Origin of the sequence: Pseudomonas sp. LW8 (assembly GCF_041956865.1) — a bacterium.
Classification (GTDB): domain Bacteria; phylum Pseudomonadota; class Gammaproteobacteria; order Pseudomonadales; family Pseudomonadaceae; genus Aquipseudomonas; species Aquipseudomonas siliginis.
The window spans coordinates 5,533,507-5,553,840 of record NZ_CP168138.1 but is presented as its reverse complement, the minus strand read 5'-3'; the positions used below and the strand labels follow the sequence as shown (position 1 = coordinate 5,553,840).

The 20,334-nt window shown below is 60.7% G+C and carries 24 protein-coding genes and 2 pseudogenes; 14 read left to right on the top strand and 12 right to left on the bottom strand.

Annotated features, from left to right (window positions below; translation table 11 throughout):
* Nucleotides 1–226 precede the first annotated feature (226 nt).
* The gene (locus tag AB9L16_RS25250) at nucleotides 227–691 is read right to left on the bottom strand and encodes a hypothetical protein (protein ID WP_082530345.1); all 465 of its coding nucleotides are present in this window, start codon (nucleotides 689–691) and stop codon (nucleotides 227–229) included.
* A 333-nt stretch (nucleotides 692–1,024) separates the two neighbouring features.
* Between AB9L16_RS25250 and AB9L16_RS25245 the strand changes: the two genes are divergently transcribed.
* On the top strand, nucleotides 1,025–1,213 hold the full coding sequence (locus AB9L16_RS25245; protein WP_375122861.1) for a transcriptional regulator: 189 nt from the start codon (nucleotides 1,025–1,027) through the stop codon (nucleotides 1,211–1,213).
* A gap of 211 nt (nucleotides 1,214–1,424) precedes the next feature.
* Here the strand turns inward: AB9L16_RS25245 and AB9L16_RS25240 are convergent, their stop codons facing one another.
* A complete protein-coding gene (locus tag AB9L16_RS25240; RefSeq protein WP_095181253.1) occupies nucleotides 1,425–1,685 on the bottom strand; it encodes an accessory factor UbiK family protein in 261 nt (86 codons plus the stop codon).
* Nucleotides 1,686–2,079: 394 nt separating this feature from the next.
* On the opposite strand from AB9L16_RS25240, the gene glnK reads away from it, so the two are divergent.
* The 4 genes from glnK to sutA all read left to right on the top strand — a co-directional run bounded on the left by glnK (nucleotide 2,080) and on the right by sutA (nucleotide 4,862).
* Complete coding sequence (gene glnK / locus AB9L16_RS25235; RefSeq protein ID WP_002555808.1) at nucleotides 2,080–2,418, top strand: P-II family nitrogen regulator; 339 nt, start codon at nucleotides 2,080–2,082, stop codon at nucleotides 2,416–2,418.
* Between the two features lie 37 nt (nucleotides 2,419–2,455).
* A complete protein-coding gene (locus AB9L16_RS25230) occupies nucleotides 2,456–3,793 on the top strand; it encodes an ammonium transporter (RefSeq protein ID WP_041476939.1) in 1,338 nt (445 codons plus the stop codon).
* Nucleotides 3,794–4,008: 215 nt separating this feature from the next.
* Entirely contained in the window at nucleotides 4,009–4,434 is a 426-nt protein-coding gene (locus AB9L16_RS25225; RefSeq protein ID WP_024014775.1) for a secondary thiamine-phosphate synthase enzyme YjbQ, read from the top strand.
* 101 nt (nucleotides 4,435–4,535) lie between these two features.
* Nucleotides 4,536–4,862 carry a transcriptional regulator SutA gene (sutA, locus tag AB9L16_RS25220; RefSeq protein WP_056791627.1) on the top strand — a complete coding sequence of 109 codons (327 nt, stop codon included), beginning with the start codon at nucleotides 4,536–4,538 and terminating at the stop codon, nucleotides 4,860–4,862.
* Between the two features lie 190 nt (nucleotides 4,863–5,052).
* On the opposite strand, the gene AB9L16_RS25215 is transcribed toward sutA, so the two are convergent.
* Genes AB9L16_RS25215 through AB9L16_RS25190 form a run of 6 tightly spaced genes read right to left on the bottom strand, consistent with a single transcriptional unit; the run spans nucleotide 5,053 to nucleotide 9,659 of the window.
* Nucleotides 5,053–5,760, bottom strand: a complete 708-nt coding sequence (locus AB9L16_RS25215; RefSeq protein ID WP_056791630.1) for an HAD family hydrolase — start codon at nucleotides 5,758–5,760, stop codon at nucleotides 5,053–5,055.
* Entirely contained in the window at nucleotides 5,757–6,656 is a 900-nt protein-coding gene (xerC, locus tag AB9L16_RS25210; protein ID WP_252877097.1) for a tyrosine recombinase XerC, read from the bottom strand. Before xerC ends, AB9L16_RS25215 begins: the two co-directional genes overlap by 4 nt.
* Before the next feature lie 2 nt (nucleotides 6,657–6,658).
* The gene (locus AB9L16_RS25205; protein ID WP_315434573.1) at nucleotides 6,659–7,384 is read right to left on the bottom strand and encodes a DUF484 family protein; all 726 of its coding nucleotides are present in this window, start codon (nucleotides 7,382–7,384) and stop codon (nucleotides 6,659–6,661) included.
* A gap of 13 nt (nucleotides 7,385–7,397) precedes the next feature.
* Nucleotides 7,398–8,228 carry a diaminopimelate epimerase gene (gene dapF, locus AB9L16_RS25200; RefSeq protein WP_041476933.1) on the bottom strand — a complete coding sequence of 277 codons (831 nt, stop codon included), beginning with the start codon at nucleotides 8,226–8,228 and terminating at the stop codon, nucleotides 7,398–7,400.
* Nucleotides 8,229–8,231: 3 nt separating this feature from the next.
* Entirely contained in the window at nucleotides 8,232–9,479 is a 1,248-nt protein-coding gene (gene lysA, locus AB9L16_RS25195; RefSeq protein ID WP_056791636.1) for a diaminopimelate decarboxylase, read from the bottom strand.
* Between the two features lie 9 nt (nucleotides 9,480–9,488).
* Nucleotides 9,489–9,659: a lipoprotein gene (locus AB9L16_RS25190; RefSeq protein WP_016772589.1), complete on the bottom strand. Its 171-nt coding sequence runs from the start codon at nucleotides 9,657–9,659 to the stop codon at nucleotides 9,489–9,491.
* A 314-nt stretch (nucleotides 9,660–9,973) separates the two neighbouring features.
* On the opposite strand from AB9L16_RS25190, the gene cyaY reads away from it, so the two are divergent.
* The 3 genes from cyaY (at nucleotide 9,974) to rnk (ending at nucleotide 11,205) form a co-directional block, all read left to right on the top strand.
* The gene (gene cyaY, locus AB9L16_RS25185; protein WP_056791639.1) at nucleotides 9,974–10,306 is read left to right on the top strand and encodes an iron donor protein CyaY; all 333 of its coding nucleotides are present in this window, start codon (nucleotides 9,974–9,976) and stop codon (nucleotides 10,304–10,306) included.
* A gap of 3 nt (nucleotides 10,307–10,309) precedes the next feature.
* Nucleotides 10,310–10,531: a DUF1289 domain-containing protein gene (locus tag AB9L16_RS25180; RefSeq protein ID WP_076564524.1), complete on the top strand. Its 222-nt coding sequence runs from the start codon at nucleotides 10,310–10,312 to the stop codon at nucleotides 10,529–10,531.
* Between the two features lie 254 nt (nucleotides 10,532–10,785).
* Nucleotides 10,786–11,205, top strand: a complete 420-nt coding sequence (rnk, locus tag AB9L16_RS25175; RefSeq protein ID WP_024014769.1) for a nucleoside diphosphate kinase regulator — start codon at nucleotides 10,786–10,788, stop codon at nucleotides 11,203–11,205.
* Between the two features lie 9 nt (nucleotides 11,206–11,214).
* On the opposite strand, the gene AB9L16_RS25170 is transcribed toward rnk, so the two are convergent.
* The 3 genes from AB9L16_RS25170 to AB9L16_RS25160 form a co-directional block, all read right to left on the bottom strand.
* Nucleotides 11,215–14,058: a class I adenylate cyclase gene (locus tag AB9L16_RS25170; protein WP_375122860.1), complete on the bottom strand. Its 2,844-nt coding sequence runs from the start codon at nucleotides 14,056–14,058 to the stop codon at nucleotides 11,215–11,217.
* Nucleotides 14,059–14,240: 182 nt separating this feature from the next.
* Nucleotides 14,241–14,486 (bottom strand): TIGR02647 family protein, encoded by a 246-nt coding sequence (locus tag AB9L16_RS25165; protein ID WP_003229392.1) that lies wholly within the window; start codon nucleotides 14,484–14,486, stop codon nucleotides 14,241–14,243.
* 197 nt (nucleotides 14,487–14,683) lie between these two features.
* Nucleotides 14,684–14,974 carry a hypothetical protein gene (locus AB9L16_RS25160; protein ID WP_095181258.1) on the bottom strand — a complete coding sequence of 97 codons (291 nt, stop codon included), beginning with the start codon at nucleotides 14,972–14,974 and terminating at the stop codon, nucleotides 14,684–14,686.
* On the opposite strand from AB9L16_RS25160, the gene AB9L16_RS25155 reads away from it, so the two are divergent.
* Nucleotides 14,973–15,098 carry a hypothetical protein gene (locus AB9L16_RS25155; protein ID WP_263596261.1) on the top strand — a complete coding sequence of 42 codons (126 nt, stop codon included), beginning with the start codon at nucleotides 14,973–14,975 and terminating at the stop codon, nucleotides 15,096–15,098. The two genes, AB9L16_RS25160 and AB9L16_RS25155, sit on opposite strands and share 2 nt — an antisense overlap.
* Nucleotides 15,098–15,757, top strand: a complete 660-nt coding sequence (locus tag AB9L16_RS25150) for a glutathione S-transferase (protein ID WP_150742927.1) — start codon at nucleotides 15,098–15,100, stop codon at nucleotides 15,755–15,757. The genes AB9L16_RS25155 and AB9L16_RS25150 overlap by 1 nt, the downstream gene beginning before the upstream one ends.
* 119 nt (nucleotides 15,758–15,876) lie before the next feature.
* On the opposite strand, the gene argH is transcribed toward AB9L16_RS25150, so the two are convergent.
* On the bottom strand, nucleotides 15,877–17,271 hold the full coding sequence (gene argH, locus AB9L16_RS25145; protein WP_039757402.1) for an argininosuccinate lyase: 1,395 nt from the start codon (nucleotides 17,269–17,271) through the stop codon (nucleotides 15,877–15,879).
* A gap of 317 nt (nucleotides 17,272–17,588) precedes the next feature.
* Here argH and AB9L16_RS25140 point away from each other — a divergent pair.
* The 4 genes and pseudogenes from AB9L16_RS25140 to AB9L16_RS25125 all read left to right on the top strand — a co-directional run.
* A pseudogene (locus AB9L16_RS25140) lies at nucleotides 17,589–17,744 on the top strand (sensor histidine kinase); the annotation flags it as partial.
* Complete coding sequence (locus AB9L16_RS25135) at nucleotides 17,741–18,487, top strand: LytTR family DNA-binding domain-containing protein (RefSeq protein WP_016772598.1); 747 nt, start codon at nucleotides 17,741–17,743, stop codon at nucleotides 18,485–18,487. The pseudogene AB9L16_RS25140 and the gene AB9L16_RS25135, both read left to right, overlap by 4 nt.
* A gap of 137 nt (nucleotides 18,488–18,624) precedes the next feature.
* The gene (gene hemC, locus AB9L16_RS25130) at nucleotides 18,625–19,566 is read left to right on the top strand and encodes a hydroxymethylbilane synthase (RefSeq protein WP_095181260.1); all 942 of its coding nucleotides are present in this window, start codon (nucleotides 18,625–18,627) and stop codon (nucleotides 19,564–19,566) included.
* Nucleotides 19,563–20,309: pseudogene (locus tag AB9L16_RS25125) on the top strand (uroporphyrinogen-III synthase); the annotation flags it as partial. The gene hemC and the pseudogene AB9L16_RS25125, both read left to right, overlap by 4 nt.
* Between the last annotated feature and the right edge of the window lie 25 nt (nucleotides 20,310–20,334).

The window sequence follows — 20,334 nt, the reverse complement described above, 5'->3', positions numbered from 1 at the left end:
TTGAAGGATCATCCCATTCGAGGACTGCAACTGCGCATTCGTCGGGACTGGGCACCAGCAAAAGCTCCCCCGCATTTTTGGCAGCAGAGAAAGCTGGTTTCTCTGAAGTAGTGACGACGGGCTAGCCTGTCGGATTCTGAACCCAAGGCCGTAAAGCCAGGAGCTAAAGAATCGCTGCGACTACTCCTCAAAAAATACTTAAAAGGCGTCCATCGGACGCCTTTTTTTATTTCTGATTTGGTGGTGCTCGTGGTATCTGCCCCACTAACGTGCCATGTGCACGTTTTTGCGGGTACCAAGTCACCACGAAGTAACCAAATCCTGTGGCGCGCTCGTGTCGCGGTTCAAGAATCAGTGTTCCCATAGATGTCCTCAGTACCGCGACCCTGTTTCCACATCGTTGTTCTTTGAACTCACAATAGATTTGCGCCCCCGGGACGATCATTTTCGCAACAATCGCTGCTACCCCATCGGCAGTCTGGCAACCATGCTTGAGCAAATCGGCACTATGGGCTTCCCAAATGTGCACTACGCCAAAACCACTATTCGCTCGACGGTGAATACCTACCCGCAGATAAATCTTCCCGCCTGGCAAGCCGAATTTTGGCATATCGGGGATCGTGCCAAAGATGTAACCACCATCTGGATGCTGAACCAGCGTGTTTTCTTTGAGCTTGAGCAAATCAGACAAGAGGGATCCAGAACCAGAGTGTCTGGCGATCAATGTGTATCGCCTGGAACTCGACGAATAGGATCGACCAGCGCAGGCGAAAGCCACCAGCCTAATCACAGCGAAGAGCTCACGGAATCAGGCGCAGACGCTGATGTTTGTAGGGCCATGCCCTAATATTTGTAGGACGCTGGCGAAAGGGGTGTGAAGGTCTTGTATCCGGGAGTCGGATGCTCCAGTTGGCCACTCAACGCAGCCTCTGGAGGCGAAAAAAACGGACCGCAGTGGTATGCGCCCGATTCATCCGGGCGAGGTTCTGAATAAGGATTCATGGAGCCGTTGGGCGTGACTGTCATGGATCTGGCCATGCCCACGAAATGGCTCGAAAGCGAGATCGAAGAGCTTGTGAAATGCCAGCTCAGGATCTGCGCCGATCTGGCAATCAGCCTCGCCATTCAGCTCAACACTACGCCTGAGTTCTGGATGAATCTTCAGTCGACTTACGATTTGCGCAGAGCCCAGCTCCGGCATGCGGGCTCATAGCGATTGCAGCATCCGCGAAGCCCATTTCCACCATGGCCCTGCCCGGGTCGCCCAATCCTCTGCTGAACATTCAGCATCAGATAGCTTAGAAACCTGGGCTTTTTGGCGCAATCGGACGGCGGTCATTAAGGTTGTAGGACGTTGCGGGGATGGTTCAAGGGCTGAAGATCAAAAGATCGCAGCCTTCGGCAGCTCCTACAGGGGACGCGAATTATTCAGCGGGCGGTGTCAGCTTCGCTTCCATCTCGGCAACCTTGGCTTCGAGGCTTTCGAGGCGGGCGCGAGTACGCGCCAGCACTACCATCTGACTATCGAACTCTTCCCGGCTGACCAGATCGAGTTTGCTGAAGGCACTTTGCAGCAGCATTTTGAACTGGCTTTCCATTTCGGCTTTCGGCAGCGGGGTGTCGCCGCTGAAGAGGCGGGAGGCGGTGCCGCTCAGGGCGTCGAGGAAGTCTTTGGGCGCGAGCATGGGAAATGTCCTGGAAACAATGGCCGGCAGTGTATCACGCAGTGTCTATAGTCAATCCCGTTGCACGGATGCACGCTTTTCGCGCAGGGGGACGGACGGTGGCGCACCGTTGTTGTGCGTATCGGCAAAAGCTTTTCTGCCCGAGCGCTTGCAACAGGTGCCAAGCGATTGAAATGCAGGGTTTTTGCCGAGCTGGCAAGGTTTCTGCTTAGTCACCCTCGACCCATGCACTGATGCAGTCGCTGTGACGAATGCAGTGCGGCAGACGAAGCGGGGAGTTTCGTCTGATGCGGTTAGCTGGCGTCAACGATGCGTTACAAAGCCAGGCACTGCGCTTAGACTTGAGACGGGTTTGTTTTCCTGGGGCAAGTCCACCAATTCGGGAGAGAGTTTCATGAAGCTAGTCACTGCCATCATCAAGCCGTTCAAGTTGGACGACGTGCGCGAGTCGCTGTCCGAAATCGGCGTGCAGGGCATTACCGTCACTGAAGTCAAAGGCTTCGGCCGGCAGAAGGGTCACACCGAGCTGTATCGCGGCGCGGAATATGTGGTCGATTTTCTGCCCAAGGTGAAAATCGACGTGGCCATCGACGACAAGGACCTGGATCGGGTTATCGAGGCGATAACCAAAGCGGCCAACACCGGCAAGATCGGTGACGGCAAGATCTTCGTGGTCAATCTGGAACAGGCGATCCGCATCCGTACCGGCGAAACCGATACCGACGCGATCTAAGCGCCGCCACAAACCCAACGCCCCAGGAGAAAACAATATGACTCTGCGTAAATTCGCAGGGCTAGGCGCCCTGTTGTCCATCGTAATGCCCGGCATCGCCATGGCGGCAGACGAAGTGGCAGCGCCAGTCCTCAATTCCGGCGACACCGCCTGGATGCTCACCTCGACAGCGCTCGTGCTGTTCATGACCATCCCCGGTCTGGCGCTGTTCTACGGCGGTATGGTTCGCTCGAAAAACATTCTTTCCGTGCTGATGCAGTGCTTCGCCATTACCGGCCTGATCAGCATCCTGTGGGTCATTTATGGCTACAGCATTGCCTTCGACACCACCGGCATGGAACAGGGCGTCGTCAACTTCAATTCGTTCTTCGGCGGCATGGGCAAGGCGTTCCTCGCTGGTGTCACGCCTTCGAGCATCACCGGCCCGGCGGCGCTGTTCCCTGAGGCGGTGTTCATCACCTTCCAGATGACCTTCGCGATCATCACCCCGGCGCTGATCGTCGGTGCGTTCGCCGAGCGCATGAAGTTCTCCGCGATGCTGATCTTCATGGGCATCTGGTTCACGCTGGTTTATGCACCGATCGCGCACATGGTCTGGTCCGGTAACGGCGGCCTGATGTGGGACTGGGGCGTGCTCGACTTCGCTGGCGGCACCGTGGTGCACATCAACGCCGGTATCGCCGGCCTGGTCGCGTGCCTGGTACTGGGCAAGCGAAAAGGCTTCCCGACCACACCGATGGCTCCGCATAACCTCGGCTACACCCTGATGGGCGCGGCGATGCTGTGGGTCGGCTGGTTCGGCTTCAACGCCGGTTCCGCTGCAGCCGCCAACGGCACTGCCGGTATGGCCATGCTGGTTACCCAGATCGCCACGGCCGCTGCGGCACTGGGCTGGATGTTTGCCGAGTGGGTCACCCACGGCAAGCCAAGCGCACTGGGGATTGCTTCGGGCGTGGTCGCCGGTCTGGTCGCGATCACTCCGGCCGCTGGCACTGTAGGCCCGATGGGTGCACTGGTGATCGGTCTGGCCGCAGGCGTGGTGTGCTTCTTCTGCGCCACCACCCTGAAACGCAAACTCGGCTATGACGACTCCCTGGATGCCTTCGGCGTGCACGGTATCGGCGGTATCCTCGGCGCGATCCTCACTGGTGTGTTTGCCGCACCGGCACTGGGCGGCTTCGGCACCGTGACTGACATCGGCGCGCAGGTCTGGATTCAGATCAAAGGCGTCGGCTTCACGGTGATCTACACCGCGATCGTGACTTTCATCATCCTCAAGGTGCTGGACGCCGTCATGGGTCTGCGCGTAACCGAGGAAGAAGAGTCGGTCGGCCTCGATCTGGCACAACACAACGAACGCGGCTACAACCTGTAAGTACGCGCGATAAAAAAATTGCCCGGTTCGCCGGGCATTTTTTTGTCCGGGATTTGTCATTCAAGGTGCGGCTGAAAGGATTTTTCTTACGGCTTTGGTCGTCTTTACGACGAGGCTTTTTCTGCGGGCAATCGCTTACATCGCTGCAGGAATATTAGGGCCTTTGTTTTTTTTCAGAGCACGCTAGAATGCGCCCCGAACGAGCGGAGAACTGTATGTGGCAACAGACTCTGATAACCCTGCGGGCAAGGCCCCGGGGCTTTCATCTGGTGACGGACGAGTTACTCGCAGGCTTGCCTGAACTCAAGACCTGTCGGGTCGGTCTGTTGCATTTGTGGCTGCAGCACACGTCGGCATCGTTGACCATCAACGAGAACGCCGATCCGGCAGTTCGTCGCGACTTCGAACGATTTTTCAATCGTCTGATCCCACAAGGAACAGACGGCTACGAGCACAACGACGAAGGCCCGGATGATCTCCCGGCGCACTTCAAGGCCAGCGTGCTCGGTTGCCAGATCAGTCTGCCGGTTGCGGCAGGGCGGCTGGCACTGGGTACCTGGCAAGGGATTTATCTGGGCGAGCACCGTGATCATGGCGGTGCCCGTAAAGTCCTCGCCACCTTGCACGGTGAACAGGCATGAGCCGCTGCCGGGCAGCGGCAGAAGATTTTTCAACGGCGGCTTCGACAGCCGCCAAAGCTGGTCTATAACTAATCTGCTTTTGGCAAGTCATGAGGTAGAACATGAGCGACGATGATCTGGAAAACGACGACCTCGAAGTAGGCGACGAAGACGAGGCCGAGGAAGGCCTGGAAGCGGCAGCGGAAGACGTTACCGAAGACGATGGCGGTGACGACACGCCGGCCCCGGCTGCCAAAGGCAAAGCCAAGGCTGCGGTCTCGGTCGACGAGTTGCCGAGCATCGAAGCCAAGAACAAGGAGCGTGACGCCCTGGCCAAGGCCATGGAAGAATTCCTTGCGCGCGGCGGCAAGGTGCAGGAAGTGGAGGCCAACGTGGTCGCCGATCCGCCCAAGAAGCCGGATAACAAGTACGGCAGCCGCCCTATCTGAGGCGCGTCGCTCGCTTGCTGAAAAAGCCCGCCGTCGCTGCGGGCTTTTTTATGCCTGAAATAAATCCGTTGAAAGCAAATGCAGTCCTCTGTGGGAGCGAGCCTGCTCGCGAAGAGGGCATGTCAGCCGACATACATGTTGAATGACACACCGCATTCGCGAGCAGGCTCGCTCCCACAGGGTTTGTGGATTATTTCGAGGTGGCATTCCAGCGGGAGAGGACGACGGGCAATTCGGTCAGGCTGCGAATTTCCGCATCCGGCAAGCGCTCCGCTTCCCAGACCTTGCCCGTCGGGTTGAACCACACCGCGCGCAAGCCTGCCTGCTGAGCGCCGGCAATGTCATCGCCAGGATGATCGCCGACATGCACCGCCGCTGCGGGGCTTACACCGCCGCGCTGCAACGCTTCATGAAACAGCCGCGCATCCGGTTTGGCGATGCCGATGTCTTCGGCGCACAAGGCGAACTTGAAGTAATCCGCCAGCCCCAGCCGACGCACGTCGGCATTGCCATTGGTGACCACGCCGAGGGCGTAATGATTGGCGAGCAGCTCCAGCAGCGGCTCGACCTCCGGGAACACCTCGATCTGATGCCGCGCATGCAGGAACACTTCAAAAGCCTTGTCAGCCAGCTCCGAGGCCTCGCCGTGGGCATACCCGGCTTCTTCCAGCGCATGGAACAGCACACGTCGACGCAGCGCGCTGATGCGGTGCTTGAGCCCCGGTTCGCCCGCCAGCACACGCTCGCGAATCGACCACAAATGCTCCACCGGCACCGCGCCCAGACCCGAGGCATGTTCGCTCAGCCATTCGCGCAACACGGTTTCGGCGCTGGCGATCACCGGAGCGGTGTCCCACAGGGTGTCGTCGAGGTCGAAGGTGATCAACTGAATGCTCATGAATCATCGCCTTTCATGCGTTTGGCCCGGGGATGGGCGCTGTCGTAGATCGCCGCCAGATGCTGGAAGTCGAGGTGGGTATAGATCTGTGTGGTTTTGATATCGGAGTGGCCGAGCAATTCCTGCACCGCGCGCAGATCCTGCGAGGACTCGAGCAAATGGCTGGCGAAGGAGTGCCGGAGCATGTGCGGGTGCAGGTTCTGCCCCAGTTCGCGCTCGCCAGCCAGTTTGACCCGCACCTGAATCGCGCGCGGGCCAAGGCGTCGGCCCTGCTGGCTGACAAATACGGCATCGTCTGCCGGGTTGGTCATTGCGCGTAGCGGCAACCAGTGTTCGAGGGCTTCGCGGGCCTTGGCGCCGACTGGCAGCAGCCGGGTCTTGCTGCCCTTGCCGAGCACCTGAACCATGCCGTCGGCGAGGTCGAGTTGATCGAGATTGAGCCCGGTCAGCTCGGACAGGCGCAGGCCAGAGGAATAGAACAGCTCCAGAATCGCCTGATCGCGCCGGGCGAGAAAATCGTCCTCGACCGCACCTTCCAGCAGCTGCAATGCGCGATCGGTATCAAGGGTTTTCGGCAGGCGTCGTTCGCCTTTCGGCGGGGCCAGGCCGGTGGCCGGGTCGTGGTCGCACAGGCCTTCGCGATTCAAGTAGTGATAGAGCCCGCGCACCGCCGAGAGCAGGCGGGCGAGGCTGCGCGAGGACTGGCCTTGCGCATGCAACCGGGCGATCAGGCTGCGCAGGCGCTGGATATCCAGCGCGGCCCAACTGCCGATGTTCTGCTTGATGCACCAGCCAAGGACTTTATCGAGGTCGCGGCGATAAGCCGACAGGGTGTGCGGCGACACCTGTCGCTCACTGCGCAGATGTTCGCAGTAAGCGTCCAGTTGTCGTTCCATGGTCAGCGTACCGAGCGCAGCGAGCTGTTGACCCGTGGCAGCACGCGGCCCATGACCTCGGCGATGTAGCTCAGGAACAGGGTGCCGACCGAGCTCTTGTAGTGCTGCGGGTCACGGCTGGCGATGGCCAGAATGCCGTGAATGCCCTGATGGCTGATGGCAACCACGGCGGTCGAGCCGATCTGCTGGCGCTGTTCTTCGCCGAAGAGGAAATCCAGCTCATGTTCACGCAGGCTGCCGCTGACGCTTTTGCCTTCGGTGAGCAGGCCACCGATCGCGGTTTGCGCGTCGGCGTGAGTCACCCAGCGGCCGACCGGTGCCGGGTTGTCGCCGAGCAGGATCAGGCTGACGAAAGGCACCTGGAAATCCTGACGCAGGCTGTCCTCAACGCTGATGACCACGTCTTCCAGGGTCGATGCATCCATCAGCGCGAGAATCAGGCGGCGGGTCTTTTCAAACAGGCGATCGTTGTCGCGGGCCACGTCCATCAGATGCGAAAGGCGATGGCGCATCTCGATGTTGCGGTCGCGCAGGATGGTCATCTGCCGTTCGACCAGCGACACGGTGTCGCCGCGTCGGTGCGGGATGCGCAACGACGGCAGCAGCTCTTCGTGCTCGACGAAAAAGTCCGGATGAGCCCCCAGGTAGGCGGCAACCGCGGCTGCCTCGAGGCTCTCGGACGCTGATTCGTCGGCTGGTCGGGCGGGTACCTGTGGCTTGTCGGTCATGATTTCTGCTCGCTCAAAGACGCACTTGTCCTTCGTATACACGCACTGCCGGACCGGTCATCAACACCGGTTCGCCCGGGCCGGCCCACTCGATGGACAGACGCCCGCCGGGCAGGTCGATCAACAGCGGCGAATCCATCCACCCCTGACTGATGGCCGCCACCGCCGCCGCACAGGCGCCGGTGCCGCAGGCCTGGGTTTCCCCGGCGCCGCGCTCCCAAACACGCAGTTGCGCGCGATGGCGATCGATGACCTGAAGGAAGCCGACATTGACCCGCGCCGGAAAGCGCGGGTGGTGTTCGATCTTCGGCCCCAGTTCATGCACCGGTGCGCTGTTGATGTCGTCCACGCGAATGACCGCATGGGGATTGCCCATCGACACGGCGGCCAGTTCGACCGTGGTGCCATCGACTTCCAGCTGATAGCTGCTGGCCTGGGCCGGCGCCTGGAATGGAATGTCTGCCGGCACCAGGCGCGGCGCGCCCATGTTGACGCCGATCTGGCCGTCGTTACGCACGTCCAGTTCGATGATGCCGCCCTTGGTCTCGACGCGGATCTGCCGCTTGGCGGTCAGGCGCTTGTCGAGCACGAAGCGGGCGAAGCAGCGCGCACCGTTGCCGCACTGCTCCACTTCCGAGCCGTCGGAGTTGAAGATCCGGTAGCGAAAGTCCACGTCCGGGTTGCTCGGCGCTTCGACGATCAGCAACTGGTCGAAACCGATACCGGTGTGGCGATCGCCCCATTGCTTGGCGTGTTTGGGCTGAATGTGCGCGTGCTGGCTGACCAGGTCGAGGACCATGAAGTCGTTGCCCAGGCCGTGCATTTTGGTAAAACGCAGCAGCATGGGTTACTCCGGCAGCAGGCTTTCGCCGGCAAACAGCTCGGCCACGGTTTCGCGGCGACGCACTTCAAAAACCTGATCACCATCCACCAGCACCTCGGCGGCACGGCCACGGGTGTTGTAGTTGGAGCTCATCACAAAACCGTAGGCGCCGGCCGAATGCACCGCCAGCAGATCGCCTTCTTCCAGCGCCAGCTCGCGGTCCTTGGCGAGGAAGTCGCCGGTTTCGCAGATCGGGCCGACGATGTCGTACTTGCGTGCAGCGCTGTCGCGCGGTTTCACCGCCGTGACGTCCATCCACGCCTGATACAGCGCCGGACGGATGAGGTCGTTCATCGCCGCGTCGACGATGGCGAAATCCTTGTGCTCGGTGTGCTTGAGGTATTCGACCTGCGTCAGCAACACGCCGCCATTGGCAACGATGAAGCGACCCGGTTCGAACACCAGCGCCAGATCACGCCCGTCGAGACGCTCGCGCACGGCTTTGATGTAGTCGGCAGCCAGCGGCGGCTCCTCATCGCGGTAACGCACGCCCAGGCCGCCACCGAGATCGATGTGGCGCAGGTGAATGCCGCAATCGCCCAGACGGTCGACCAGATCGAGCAAGCGATCGAGGGCGTCAATGAATGGCGGCAGGGTGGTCAGTTGCGAACCGATGTGGCAGTCGACACCGACTACTTCCAGGTTCGGCAGATGCGCGGCGCGCACGTACACGTCTTCGGCATCGGCAATGGCGATGCCGAACTTGTTCTCTTTCAGACCGGTGGAAATGTACGGATGGGTGCCGGCATCGACGTCCGGGTTCACGCGCAGCGAAACCGGGGCGCGAACACCCAGCTCGGCGGCGACTACTTGCAGGCGCTCGAGCTCGTCGGTGGATTCGACGTTGAAGCAGTGCACGCCGACTTCGAGGGCGCGGCGCATGTCGTCACGGGTCTTGCCGACGCCGGAGAAAACGATCTTGTCGGCGCTGCCACCAGCGGCCAGTACACGTTCCAGCTCGCCACGGGAAACGATGTCGAAACCGGCGCCGAGACGGGCCAGGACATTCAGTACACCGAGGTTGGAGTTGGCTTTGACCGCGAAGCAGACCAGATGCGGCATGCCGGCCAGCGCATCGGCGTAGGCCAGATACTGCGCTTCGATGTGCGCGCGCGAGTAGACATAGGTGGGCGTGCCGAAGCGGTCGGCGATGGCGGACAGCGCCACACCTTCCGCGAACAGCTCCCCGCCACGGTAGTTAAAAGCGTCCATGGCGATCCCTTAGTAAACGTCGTGCTTGTGAGCCTTGGATGGCTGCTTCTGCGAAGACTGGGCTTGTTCGGCCGGGTCCTGATCGTCATCCGGCAGGTACAGCGGGCCTTTTTGACCACAGGCCGAAACGAGGCAGGCAACCGCGACGAGCGCAGCAAGGGAAGAGATCAGGCGCTTCATGGCGAAATCCTTGAAAATGCGTTAATTGCGCCGGAGTATACCGGCCACCCGGCAGCTTGCCTATGCGAGGGGGTTCCCGTCCGGCGGGGCTCCTGTGATGCGCATCATCCCTGTGGGAGCGAGCCTGCTCGCGAAGGCGTCGGCAAATTCAACAGGCTCGTTGCCTGACACACCGCTTTCGCGAGCAGGCTCGCTCCCACGGGGGCGGTGCTGGATGGGCCGACAGGTGCTTGGTCGTTAATCTTTGCAATCGGTCGGCAGCGTCCGTATCTTTCGGCGCTTGAGCCTGATCAGACATTTTTGAGGTTGCCGCAATGAGTTTGTCCGAAGCCCGTTTCCACGATCTGGTCGATGCTACCCAGCAGACGCTGGAAGATATCTTTGATGACAGCGACCTGGATATCGACCTGGAGAGCTCGGCAGGTGTCTTGACCGTCAAGTTCGAAAATGGCTCGCAGCTGATCTTCAGCCGCCAGGAGCCGTTGCGTCAGCTGTGGCTGGCGGCCGTGTCCGGTGGTTTCCACTTCGACTACGACGAAGAAAGCGAGCGCTGGATGTGCGACAAGAGCGAAGAGCAATTGGGCGAAATGCTTCAGCGCCTCGTAAAGCAGCAGGCTGGCGCCGAATTCGATTTCGAAGGTCTGTGATTCGTGACGGATGCCGCGCCTGTTCGCCCGCCGAAACCGCTCTACAGCAACGTCAGCCCGGCGGTGCCTTCGCCCTGCACGGGTGTGTGTCGACTGGACGAGCAGAAAGTCTGTCTCGGCTGTGCGCGCCACGTCGAGGACATTCGCGAGTGGCGCTCGGCGGATGATCAGCGGCGCCGGGTGATTTGCCAGCAGGCTACCGCACGAAAGTCCCAAGCCTGTTGATATTGTGGCGAGGGGATTTATCCCCGTTGGGTCGCGTAGCGGCCCCAAAATCTATACGGCTGCTGCGCAGCCGAACGGGGATAAATCCCCTCGCCACAAGGGTTTCACCCAGGCAAAAAAGGGCGTGACTTGTATATTTTTTGAGCTGTGATAGTGTCCGCGAACGCCTCAAACCACCGAGGCACGGTGAAAACCCCGTCTTTTTTGGCGGGGTTTTGCTTTTTTTGTGCAGAAGAAAGGAGTCTGCCTGGATCATGACCGCACCTTCCATCACCCTTACCCGTCTGGACGTGCAACGTCTGGAGCGCCTGATCGACAGCCTGAGCGACAAAGACCAGGCTGCGCCGGGCGTGATTGCGCTGCAAACCGAGCTGGACCGCGCCGATACCGTGGTCGGCCACGATGAAGTGCCCGCCGATGTCGTGACCATGAATTCCCGCGTGCATTGCCGCGAAGAAGGCAGTGGCAAGGATTACCACCTGACGCTGGTCTATCCCAAGGACGCCAACGCCGATGAAGGCAAGATTTCCATTCTCGCTCCGGTTGGCAGTGCGCTGCTGGGCCTGAAGGTCGGTCAGCACATCGATTGGCCGGCGCCGGGCGGCAAGTCGCTGAAACTGACCTTGCTGGAAGTGGAATCGCAACCGGTCAACGGCGGCGCCTTTCCCGAATAAATTCCTGCTTCAAACCTGTTCGAGCGCTTCATTCAACGAGCGCTCCAGGTCTGCCTTGTAGCGCAGATACAGATTGCTTGAACTGTGCCCGTCACCGAGCAGACCCGACAGGTCGAGGTCGGTGATGTAGCAGCGATAACGATCGGTCTCGCGACGCTGCTCGACGATCTCCCGGGCGACCACGCTGAACAACTGGTCGCCATGCTCCAGCTCGCTGAATTCCCGCTGATTGCAGTACAAGGTGACCTGCACTTCGCCGGGTGCGGCTTTGCCGATGATTGCCTGCACGTCGTAGAACGGTTTGTTCACCGGGGTCTGCGGTGCTGGTCGGGTTTCGACCCTGCGCGAGCGCCCCGGGCCTGACGGCAACAGCTGGTAATACAAAGTCTCGGGGCTGCCCGCAGGGCCACCGTCCATCGGCAATTGCGCTTCACGGCGGTACTGGATCGATTGCAGAAAACGTTGCAGCGGCACCAGCAGACTCTGCTCGTCGTGGTACGGCAGATGTTGTTGCCACAGCGCATTGAATTCATCCAGCACGTACAGCTCCGCCTGCTGTTCGCTGATGCGATAGAACACCTGAATGCACTCCGGCTGACCCATCGGCAGGATCAGCGCCAGATCGTGATCTTCCAGCGCCATCGGGTCGAGGTGCAGCGGGCTGTAGCGCGGTTGTTCTTCGCCCAGATAATCGAGCAGCGCCGGCAGGGTGGCGAGGGCGACATGGTTGACCTGACCCGGCACCAGCTCCAGCACGTGATAGTGCTGCTGCACCTGAATCAGGTAGCGATGATTCAAGTCACTGAGCAACAGGGTCTGCGCGGTGTCGACGATTTCCTCGACGCGGCGGGCAATGAATTGCGCGCGGTTGTGGCAGAAGCAGCGCACTTTCAGCGAAGGCTGCACCGGGCCGCGCGGCAGGTTGTTGAGGTAATCGCGCAGGCAGTCGAGCAGCGCATGCGGGCCGTCGAAACGATTGACCAGCACTTCGTTCCAGCTGTTGAGCGTGACCTGATCGAGGGTCAGCACCAGATTCTCGCGCACGCCGGCATAGCTCAGCGAGTCGGTGCGTTCGGTGGTCATCAAAATGTTCAGATCACGGTGATGCTTGAGCGGATCGACGCCGACGTTGATCAGCAGCAGCACTTCGCTGGGCACGGCGGCGCGCAGCAAGGGCTCTTCGGCGACGGTGGACAAGGGCAGGGCGATGCATTGCTGCAGGCTGCCGAGCAGGTTGAACAGCTCGAACTCGCTCAAGTCGCTGGTGCCCGGATGCAGGGCCAGGCGCGTACTGCTGTCGATCACGCCGTTGCGGTGGCACCAGGTCAGCAGTTCAAGTAGCTCGCGACTGCGCTTGATCGGCGCGAAATGTTCCCACTCCAGCGCCGTCAGGCTGCCGTTGTACAAACCCCACTGGGTCTGCCCCGGCTCCTTTTTGTTCGGCGACTGCACCAGGGTCAGGGTATCTTCGGCCAGGTCCGGGGCGATGCCCGGATTGATGAACTCGACCTTGTCGGCCTTGCGCTCGAATGCCGCGTAGAGTCGACGGCCAAGCACATTGAGGTCGCGCTTGTTGATCAGGCTGACAGTCTGTTCGCTGCGGGCGAACTGGGTCAGGAAGCGATAGCTGTAGTTGAGTTCGTTGACCAGCGCGCGGCGCTCGGCGCTGACCTGGCGGACTTTCCACTGACTGCGGCTGTCGAGCAGCGCCAGTTGCCGCTGATCCCAGTGCCACTCGCCGGCCAGGCGTTCGAGCAGTGCGCGTTGCCAACCCTGACTGCGGCTGTTGCCGGTGAGCTTGCGGTTGACCTTCAGATACAGCGCACGGCGCACCAGCTCAAGACGTTCCGGTTCGTTGCGGGCGATCAGGTATTCCTCGATACGCCGGTACACGACCATGTATGGGTCAAGCTCATCGAGATCGAGCTGATTGGCGAATACGGCTTTCTTGAAGCGCAGACTCAGGCACTGCACGTGCGGGTGTTCACTGGCGTACACCTCGGTCAGCAGCAGTTTGAGCACAGACTTGTAGGGCGATTCGATGCCTTTGAACAACTGCCACAACCCGGCACCGATGAATTCCCCGGGCGGAATGGTCGCCATCGGCCCGAGATCGAGGGTTTCGTCGGCGCGAATAAAGCGTTTGGACAGCAGGGTGTGGGTGTAAGCGTCGTAGGCTGTTTCTTCATAGACCGGCACCAGCCACCAGATCGGCGTGCGCCCGGCCAGCCAGATCGCTGTGCGATAAAACTCGTCGAGCAGCAGATAGTGCTGGGTGCTGCCGCAGTTTTCCGAACTGAGCTGAGCATCACGTTCGCCTTTTACGAAGCGCGCCGGGTCGATCAGGAAGAAATGCGCTTCGGCACCCTGGCTCGCGGCCCAGGTTTCCAGCAACTGGCATTTCTTGCGTAGCTCGGCGAGTTCGCTTTCGCTCAGATCTGGGGCATGGCAGACCCACACATCCATGTCGCTCTGATCGGCCTGTGCCAGCGTGCCGAGGCTGCCCATCAGGAACAAACCGTGAATCGGTCGCGGCGGGTTGCTGCCATGGCGCGGTTTGTAAGAAAACGAGCGGGTCAGGCGCTGCGCCTCGGTCAGCGCATTGGCGTCCGGCTCATAATTCGAGAGACCGGCCGGCGTACTGCCCGAGACATAGCCGGGCAGCAACGGATGATTGACGTGAAAGAACAGCGGCAACAGCGTCAGCACGCTTTGCTGGCGCGTCGACAAACCTTCGAGGGCGCGGCCGAGGCGGCCTTCATTGAGTTTGAGAAAACGGGCGCGCAGTTGGCTGAGTACCTTGCGGTCGATGCCTTCGTCCAGGTCGGGGCGGATTTCGTGGGTGCGCGTCATGTCAGCTCAAACCGGCTTGCAGGCTCGGACGTAGAGGGTCTCGGAATGGCCGCAGTTTAGCCTCTGCGCAGCAGGAGGTTTAAGCTGAATTTGTTTTTTGACGTCAGATTTTCATCGGCAGTGATCAGGCTGGCCCGCGGAAATCCCGTGGCAGGAGTTTCCGTGGGCAAAGTCGGAAAAAGTCAGGCGGTTTCCTGCTCTCTCAGAATCGTCAGTACGGTCTGCACGTTTTGCGCGGCATCGCGGCCGAGGCTGGTCAGATAACCGCCATCGGGCTGGTCGGTGAGTTCTTTTTCGAAGAGGCGTTTGGCGGCGGCTATGTGTTTCGGGGCAGCGGTCTGATGAATTTTCAGACCTTCCTGGGAACTGTCCAGGTTGAAGAGTGCAAGGACTTCCAGTTCGGCAACCAACTCAGGGGTAAGCGACATAAGGACTCCAGACTTTCTAGGAATTGGACGACAGCGCCTCTAAGGTGAACCCGCTGGTGCAGCATGTCCAGTGCTCGGATCAGGGGATTTTGTCTTGAGGCGAATTCCAGTGTAGTCCGCATAAAAAAGATCGCAGCCTTCGGCAGCTCCTACAGGAGATTGGTGCAGGAGCTGCCGAAGGCTGCGATCTTTTGATCTTAGAGCTTTTCCGGTGGCAGCTCTGGCAATGCGCGCAAGGCCGCTTCATACCATTCGGTGTTGAACGCGCGGTCTTCATCGAGCATCGCGTCAATCTCATAGGCAAGCACGTGAGCCATGAGGTTGAGGATCTCTTCGCGCTCCATACCGACCAGAGTCAGCTTGTTCAATGTCGCCTTGGCCGCTGGGGGGGTGTCGCTTTCGATCTGGTTCTCGATGGCTTCGATCAGCGTCGCTTCGGTGAATGCTTCTTCGTCGTCATCGTTGACGATATCTGTCGGCTCGCTCATGGCAGGCTCCTCAGGGAAAGGCGCCAGTTTACCCGCATTCAGCGGCGTGATGCTGCTGGCGGGAAACGTCGCGGCGATCTATAAACAGGCACTGCCCACCCCGCACGGCCTGGAGGCTCTGTGATGTTCAAGCTCTACGGATTTGCTGTCAGCAACTACTACAACATGGTCAAACTGGCGCTGCTGGAAAAAGGCCTGCCCTTCGAAGAGGTGACGTTCTACCCGGCGCAAACCCCGGAGTCACTGGCGATCAGCCCGCGCGGCAAGGTCCCGGTGCTGGGTGTCGACGCCGGTTATATCAACGAAACCGCGATCATTCTCGAATACCTCGAACAATCACAAAAGGGCACGCCGCTCCTGCCCAGCGATCCGTTCGAGCGCGCGCAGGTATTGGCGATTGCCAAGGAGATCGAGTTGTACATCGAGTTGCCGGGGCGTGCCTGCTATGGCGAGGCGTTTTTCGGTATGACATTGCCGGAGCCGATCAAAGAGAAAACCCGGACCGAGCTGCTGCTGGGCTTCGCCGCGCTGGGCCGTCATGGCCAGTTCGCCCCGTATGTGGCGGGTGACAGCCTGAGCATTGCCGATTTGTATTTCCTCTACAGCGTGCCGCTGGCCTGTGCGGTCGGGCAGAAGCTGTTCGGGATTGATCTGCTGGCCGAGATGCCGCAGGCGAAAGCGCTGCTGGAGCGGTTAGAGCAGAATCCGCATGTGCAGAAGATTGCGGCGGATAAAGACGCGGCCATGCCGGCGTTTTTGGCGATGATTGCTGCCAAGAAGTGAATTTTGTAGCGCTCAGAAGTCAGTCATCGCTGGCAAGCCAGCTCCCACAGGGCTATGGGTCGAACGCAAAATTGTGTTCCACGAAGAACCCTGTGGGAGCGGGCTTGCCCGCTATGCTTCTAGCGGCTGGCGATTAGGGCCTGACCGCGCGCCACCGCAGCCTTGACCTGCGCCGGCGCAGTCCCGCCGATATGATCGCGGGCATTCACCGAGCCTTCCAGGGTCAGCACGGCAAACACGTCCTGCTCGATCTGATCGCTGAACTGACGCAGTTCTTCGAGGCTCATCTCGGCCAGATCCTTGCCGGTGTCGACGCCGTATTTCACCGCGTGGCCAACGATTTCATGGCAATCACGGAACGGCAGGCCACGGCGCACCAGATAATCCGCTAAGTCAGTCGCAGTGGAGAAACCGCGCAGTGCCGCTTCACGCATGATCGCGTGTTTCGGCTTGATCGCCGGGATCATGTCGGCAAACGCGCGCAGCGAATCGCGCAGGGTGTCGGCGGCGTCGAACAGCGGCTCCTTGTCTTCCTGATTGTCCTTGTTGTAGGCCAGCGGCTGGCCCTTCATCAGGGTCAGCAGGCCCATCAGCGCGCCGAAGACGCGGCCGGTCTTGCCGCGTACCAGTTCGGGCACGTCAGGGTTTTTCTTCTGCGGCATGATCGAGCTGCCAGTGCAGAAACGATCCGGCAGATCGATGAACTGGAACTGCGCGCTGGTCCACAGCACCAGCTCTTCGGAGAAACGCGACAGGTGCATCATCGCGATGCTCGCGGCCGAGCAGAATTCGATGGCGAAGTCGCGATCGGAAACGTTGTCCAGCGAGTTGCCGCCGACGGCGTCGAAGCCGAGCAGTTGCGCGGTGTATTCGCGGTCGATCGGGTAGGTGGTGCCGGCCAGCGCGGCGCTGCCCAATGGCATGCGGTTGGTGCGCTTGCGGCAGTCGACCAGACGCTCGTAGTCGCGGCTGAGCATTTCGAACCAGGCCAGCATGTGGTGCCCGAAAGTTACCGGCTGCGCGGTCTGCAAGTGGGTGAAGCCCGGCATGATGCTTGCGGCCTCACGCTCGGCTTGCTCCAGCAGGCCTTTTTGCAGGCGGGTGATCTCGGCGAGGATCAGGTCGATTTCATCGCGCAGCCACAGGCGGATGTCGGTGGCGACCTGGTCGTTGCGGCTGCGCCCGGTGTGGAGCTTTTTACCGGTGACGCCGATGCGGTCGGTCAGGCGTGCTTCGATGTTCATGTGCACGTCTTCGAGGTCGACGCGCCAGTCGAACTGGCCGGCCTCGATTTCGCCCTGAATGGTCTTCAGGCCATCGATGATGCTGTCGCGCTCGGCATCGGTCAGCACGCCGACCTTGGCCAGCATGGTGGCGTGGGCGATCGAGCCCATGATGTCGTGGCGATACAGGCGCTGGTCGAAAGTGACGGAGGCGGTGAAGCGGGCGACGAAGGCGTCGACGGGTTCACTGAAGCGGCCGCCCCAGGACTGATTGGTCTTGTCAGTGCTCATGAATTCGCTCGTATCGGCTTGAAGAAATGGCGTGAAACGCTGGCGCGGATAATAACAGGGTTGCCAATCCTGTCGCTGACACCGGTCGATACGTTTTTTCGCGGATGTGTCAGGCATGTCCGGCGCGGTCCGCAAGGAATTTACAAAAGGATATTTTTTGATTGAGCAATATCGTTCCGACGAACGTCTACAGTGGACATAAGGGTCGGTGCGAATGCGGATCATGCAAAGGTCCGGCCACTGGCTATAAGAAGAGGGGGCGGGTGAGTTGTACAACGGTCACCCACCGCGAGCAACGCAGGAAACACTGGGCTCTGAGCCGTTCGACCCGGACGCTGGCAAATATTGCTGGCCGACGTACGGCACTTTTTGGCGCTCGGGCTAGTCTTAGCGTGGATCGCGGTGACGGAGGTCACTACACCTGTCTACGCTATCCTTGTGCGAGACTCACGCAGGAATCCAGCGCAATATGAATGTCCTGATCGTTGATGACGAACCCCTGGCTCGCGAGCGCCTAAGCCGTATGGTGAGCGAGCTCGAGGGTTACACAGTCCTGGAGCCCAGTGCCACGAATGGCGAGGAGGCGTTAGCGCTGATCGACAGCCACAAGCCGGATATCGTGCTGCTCGATATCCGCATGCCGGGCCTCGATGGCCTGCAGGTTGCTGCCCGACTGTGCGAACGAGAGACGCCGCCGGCCGTGGTGTTTTGCACCAGTCCCGATGAATTTGCCGTGGAAGCCCTGCAGGCCAGCGCCGTGGGCTATGTGGTGAAACCTGTGCGAACCGAACACTTGAATGAAGCCCTGAAGCGGGCTGAACGTCCCAACCGGGCGCAACTCTCGGCCCTGACCCGTCCCGCTGCCGAAAGTGGCAACGGCCCACGCAGCCACATCAGCGCACGGACCCGTAAAGGCATCGAGCTGATTCCGCTGGATCAGGTGGTCTACTTCATCGCCGACCACAAATACGTGACCCTGCGTCACGAAGCCGGCGAGGTGCTGCTCGACGAACCCCTCAAAGCCCTCGAAGACGAATTCGGCGAACGCTTTGTGCGTATCCACCGCAACGCGCTGGTCGCTCGCGACCGCATCGAGCGCTTGCAACGCACCCCACTGGGACATTTCCAGTTGTTCCTCAAAGGCCTCAATGGCGATGCGCTGATTGTCAGTCGGCGGCATGTTGCCGGTGTGCGCAAGATGATGCAGGGGCTGTGACCCGGTCTTCGCCGGGCCTTTCGAGTTCTTTTACCCGGCATGGCAGGCCAGGGAGGCCGCGCCGGTTCTGATTCAGGTCAAAGTGAAATTGACTGAGCTGTTATTATCCGCCGTATCTATTCAGTACGGATTGTTCCATGTCCCCTCGCGAAATCCGCATCGCCACCCGTAAAAGTGCGCTGGCCCTCTGGCAGGCCGAATACGTCAAAGCCCGTCTCGAGGCGGCCCACCCGGGCCTGCTGGTGACGCTGGTGCCCATGGTCAGTCGCGGTGACAAGCTGCTCGACTCGCCACTGTCGAAGATCGGCGGCAAGGGCCTGTTCGTCAAGGAACTGGAAACCGCGCTGCTGGAAAACGAAGCTGATATCGCCGTGCATTCGATGAAAGACGTGCCGATGGACTTCCCGCAAGGCCTGGGCCTGTTTTGCATCTGCGAGCGTGAAGACCCGCGCGATGCTTTCGTCTCCAACACCTACGCCAGTCTTGAAGCGCTGCCTGCCGGTGCCATCGTCGGCACCTCGAGCCTGCGTCGGCAGACGCAATTGCTGGCGCGTCGCCCGGATCTGCAGATCCGGTTCCTGCGTGGCAACGTCAACACCCGTCTGGCCAAGCTCGACGCCGGCGAGTACGACGCGATCATCCTCGCCGCTGCCGGCCTGATCCGCCTGGGTTTCGAAGATCGCATCACTTCGGCGATCAGTGTCGATGACAGCCTGCCGGCCGGTGGCCAGGGCGCGGTCGGCATCGAATGCCGCAGCGCCGACCACGAAATCCACGCCTTGCTCGCGCCTTTGCATCACGCCGATACCGCTTCGCGAGTGAATGCGGAACGCGCCCTCAACAAACATTTGAACGGCGGCTGCCAAGTGCCGATCGCCTGCTACGCCGTGCTTGAAGGCGAGCAGTTGTGGTTGCGCGGTCTGGTCGGTGAGCCGAGCGGCGGCAAGCTTCTCAGTGCCGAAGCCCGGGCGCCGCGTGCCGACGCGGAAACCTTGGGTGTGCAGGTCGCTGAAGACTTGCTCAAGCAAGGCGCTGACGACATTCTCAAAGCTGTCTACGGCGAGGCGGGTCACGAGTGACAGCCTGGCGCCTGCTGCTGACGCGCCCGGCAGACGACTGCGCGGCGCTGGCCGAACAGCTGGCCGGGCACGGGATTTTCAGCAGTTGTCTGCCGCTTTTGGACATTGTTCCGCTGCCGGTCTCTGACACTATTCGCCAAGCGATTTCGCGATTGCCCGCTTGCAGCGCAGTGATCGTGGTCAGCAAACCGGCGGCGCGGATCGCGGTGGACTTGCTCAAGTCTGAAGGCGCGCCGCCATTGAGCATGCCGTGGTTCAGCGTCGGCGCGGCGACCGCAGGCATTCTTCGCGAACACGGTCTCGATGTGAGCTTTCCGGTTGACGGCGATGACAGTGAAGCCTTGTTGCAATTGCCGCGTCTGCGCGAGGCGGTGAGCCAGCCCGGCGCGCAGGTGATGATCCTGCGCGGCGAGGGCGGTCGTGAACTGCTCGCCGAGCGCCTGTGCGCGCTTGGTGCTAGTGTCGAGTATCTGGAGTTGTATCGCCGCGATCTGCCAGCCTACCCGCCAAACGAGCTGCCACGGCGGATCGAAGCGGAACGCTTGAACGGGCTGGTGGTCAGCAGTGGACAGGGTTTCGAGCACCTGCGGCAGATGGCCGGCGATGCCTGGCCGAAGATCGCGCAGTTGCCGTTGTTTGTTCCAAGCCCGAGGGTCGCCGAGCTGGCACGTGCCGCCGGGGCTCAAACAGTTGTGGATTGCCGCGGCGCGAGTGCCGCGGCTTTGCTGACGGCGTTACGGGAATTTCCCGTGCCGTTTTCTAATGCAA

Coding starts and splice junctions, on each gene's coding strand:
- lysA (WP_056791636.1), bottom strand. CDS start 9,479: ATGGACGCTTTTAACTACCGTGGCGGGGAGCTGTTCGCGGAAGGTGTG.
- rnk (WP_024014769.1), top strand. CDS start 10,786: ATGACCGCACCTTCCATCACCCTTACCCGTCTGGACGTGCAACGTCTG.
- AB9L16_RS25135 (WP_016772598.1), top strand. CDS start 17,741: ATGAATGTCCTGATCGTTGATGACGAACCCCTGGCTCGCGAGCGCCTA.
- dapF (WP_041476933.1), bottom strand. CDS start 8,228: ATGCTGCTGCGTTTTACCAAAATGCACGGCCTGGGCAACGACTTCATG.
- sutA (WP_056791627.1), top strand. CDS start 4,536: ATGAGCGACGATGATCTGGAAAACGACGACCTCGAAGTAGGCGACGAA.
- hemC (WP_095181260.1), top strand. CDS start 18,625: ATGTCCCCTCGCGAAATCCGCATCGCCACCCGTAAAAGTGCGCTGGCC.
- AB9L16_RS25205 (WP_315434573.1), bottom strand. CDS start 7,384: ATGACCGACAAGCCACAGGTACCCGCCCGACCAGCCGACGAATCAGCG.
- cyaY (WP_056791639.1), top strand. CDS start 9,974: ATGAGTTTGTCCGAAGCCCGTTTCCACGATCTGGTCGATGCTACCCAG.
- AB9L16_RS25245 (WP_375122861.1), top strand. CDS start 1,025: ATGGATCTGGCCATGCCCACGAAATGGCTCGAAAGCGAGATCGAAGAG.
- AB9L16_RS25165 (WP_003229392.1), bottom strand. CDS start 14,486: ATGTCGCTTACCCCTGAGTTGGTTGCCGAACTGGAAGTCCTTGCACTC.
- AB9L16_RS25215 (WP_056791630.1), bottom strand. CDS start 5,760: ATGAGCATTCAGTTGATCACCTTCGACCTCGACGACACCCTGTGGGAC.
- AB9L16_RS25230 (WP_041476939.1), top strand. CDS start 2,456: ATGACTCTGCGTAAATTCGCAGGGCTAGGCGCCCTGTTGTCCATCGTA.
- AB9L16_RS25170 (WP_375122860.1), bottom strand. CDS start 14,058: ATGACGCGCACCCACGAAATCCGCCCCGACCTGGACGAAGGCATCGAC.
- AB9L16_RS25240 (WP_095181253.1), bottom strand. CDS start 1,685: ATGCTCGCGCCCAAAGACTTCCTCGACGCCCTGAGCGGCACCGCCTCC.
- AB9L16_RS25150 (WP_150742927.1), top strand. CDS start 15,098: ATGTTCAAGCTCTACGGATTTGCTGTCAGCAACTACTACAACATGGTC.
- xerC (WP_252877097.1), bottom strand. CDS start 6,656: ATGGAACGACAACTGGACGCTTACTGCGAACATCTGCGCAGTGAGCGA.
- AB9L16_RS25225 (WP_024014775.1), top strand. CDS start 4,009: ATGTGGCAACAGACTCTGATAACCCTGCGGGCAAGGCCCCGGGGCTTT.
- AB9L16_RS25160 (WP_095181258.1), bottom strand. CDS start 14,974: ATGAGCGAGCCGACAGATATCGTCAACGATGACGACGAAGAAGCATTC.
- glnK (WP_002555808.1), top strand. CDS start 2,080: ATGAAGCTAGTCACTGCCATCATCAAGCCGTTCAAGTTGGACGACGTG.
- AB9L16_RS25155 (WP_263596261.1), top strand. CDS start 14,973: ATGGCAGGCTCCTCAGGGAAAGGCGCCAGTTTACCCGCATTCAGCGGC.
- argH (WP_039757402.1), bottom strand. CDS start 17,271: ATGAGCACTGACAAGACCAATCAGTCCTGGGGCGGCCGCTTCAGTGAA.
- AB9L16_RS25190 (WP_016772589.1), bottom strand. CDS start 9,659: ATGAAGCGCCTGATCTCTTCCCTTGCTGCGCTCGTCGCGGTTGCCTGC.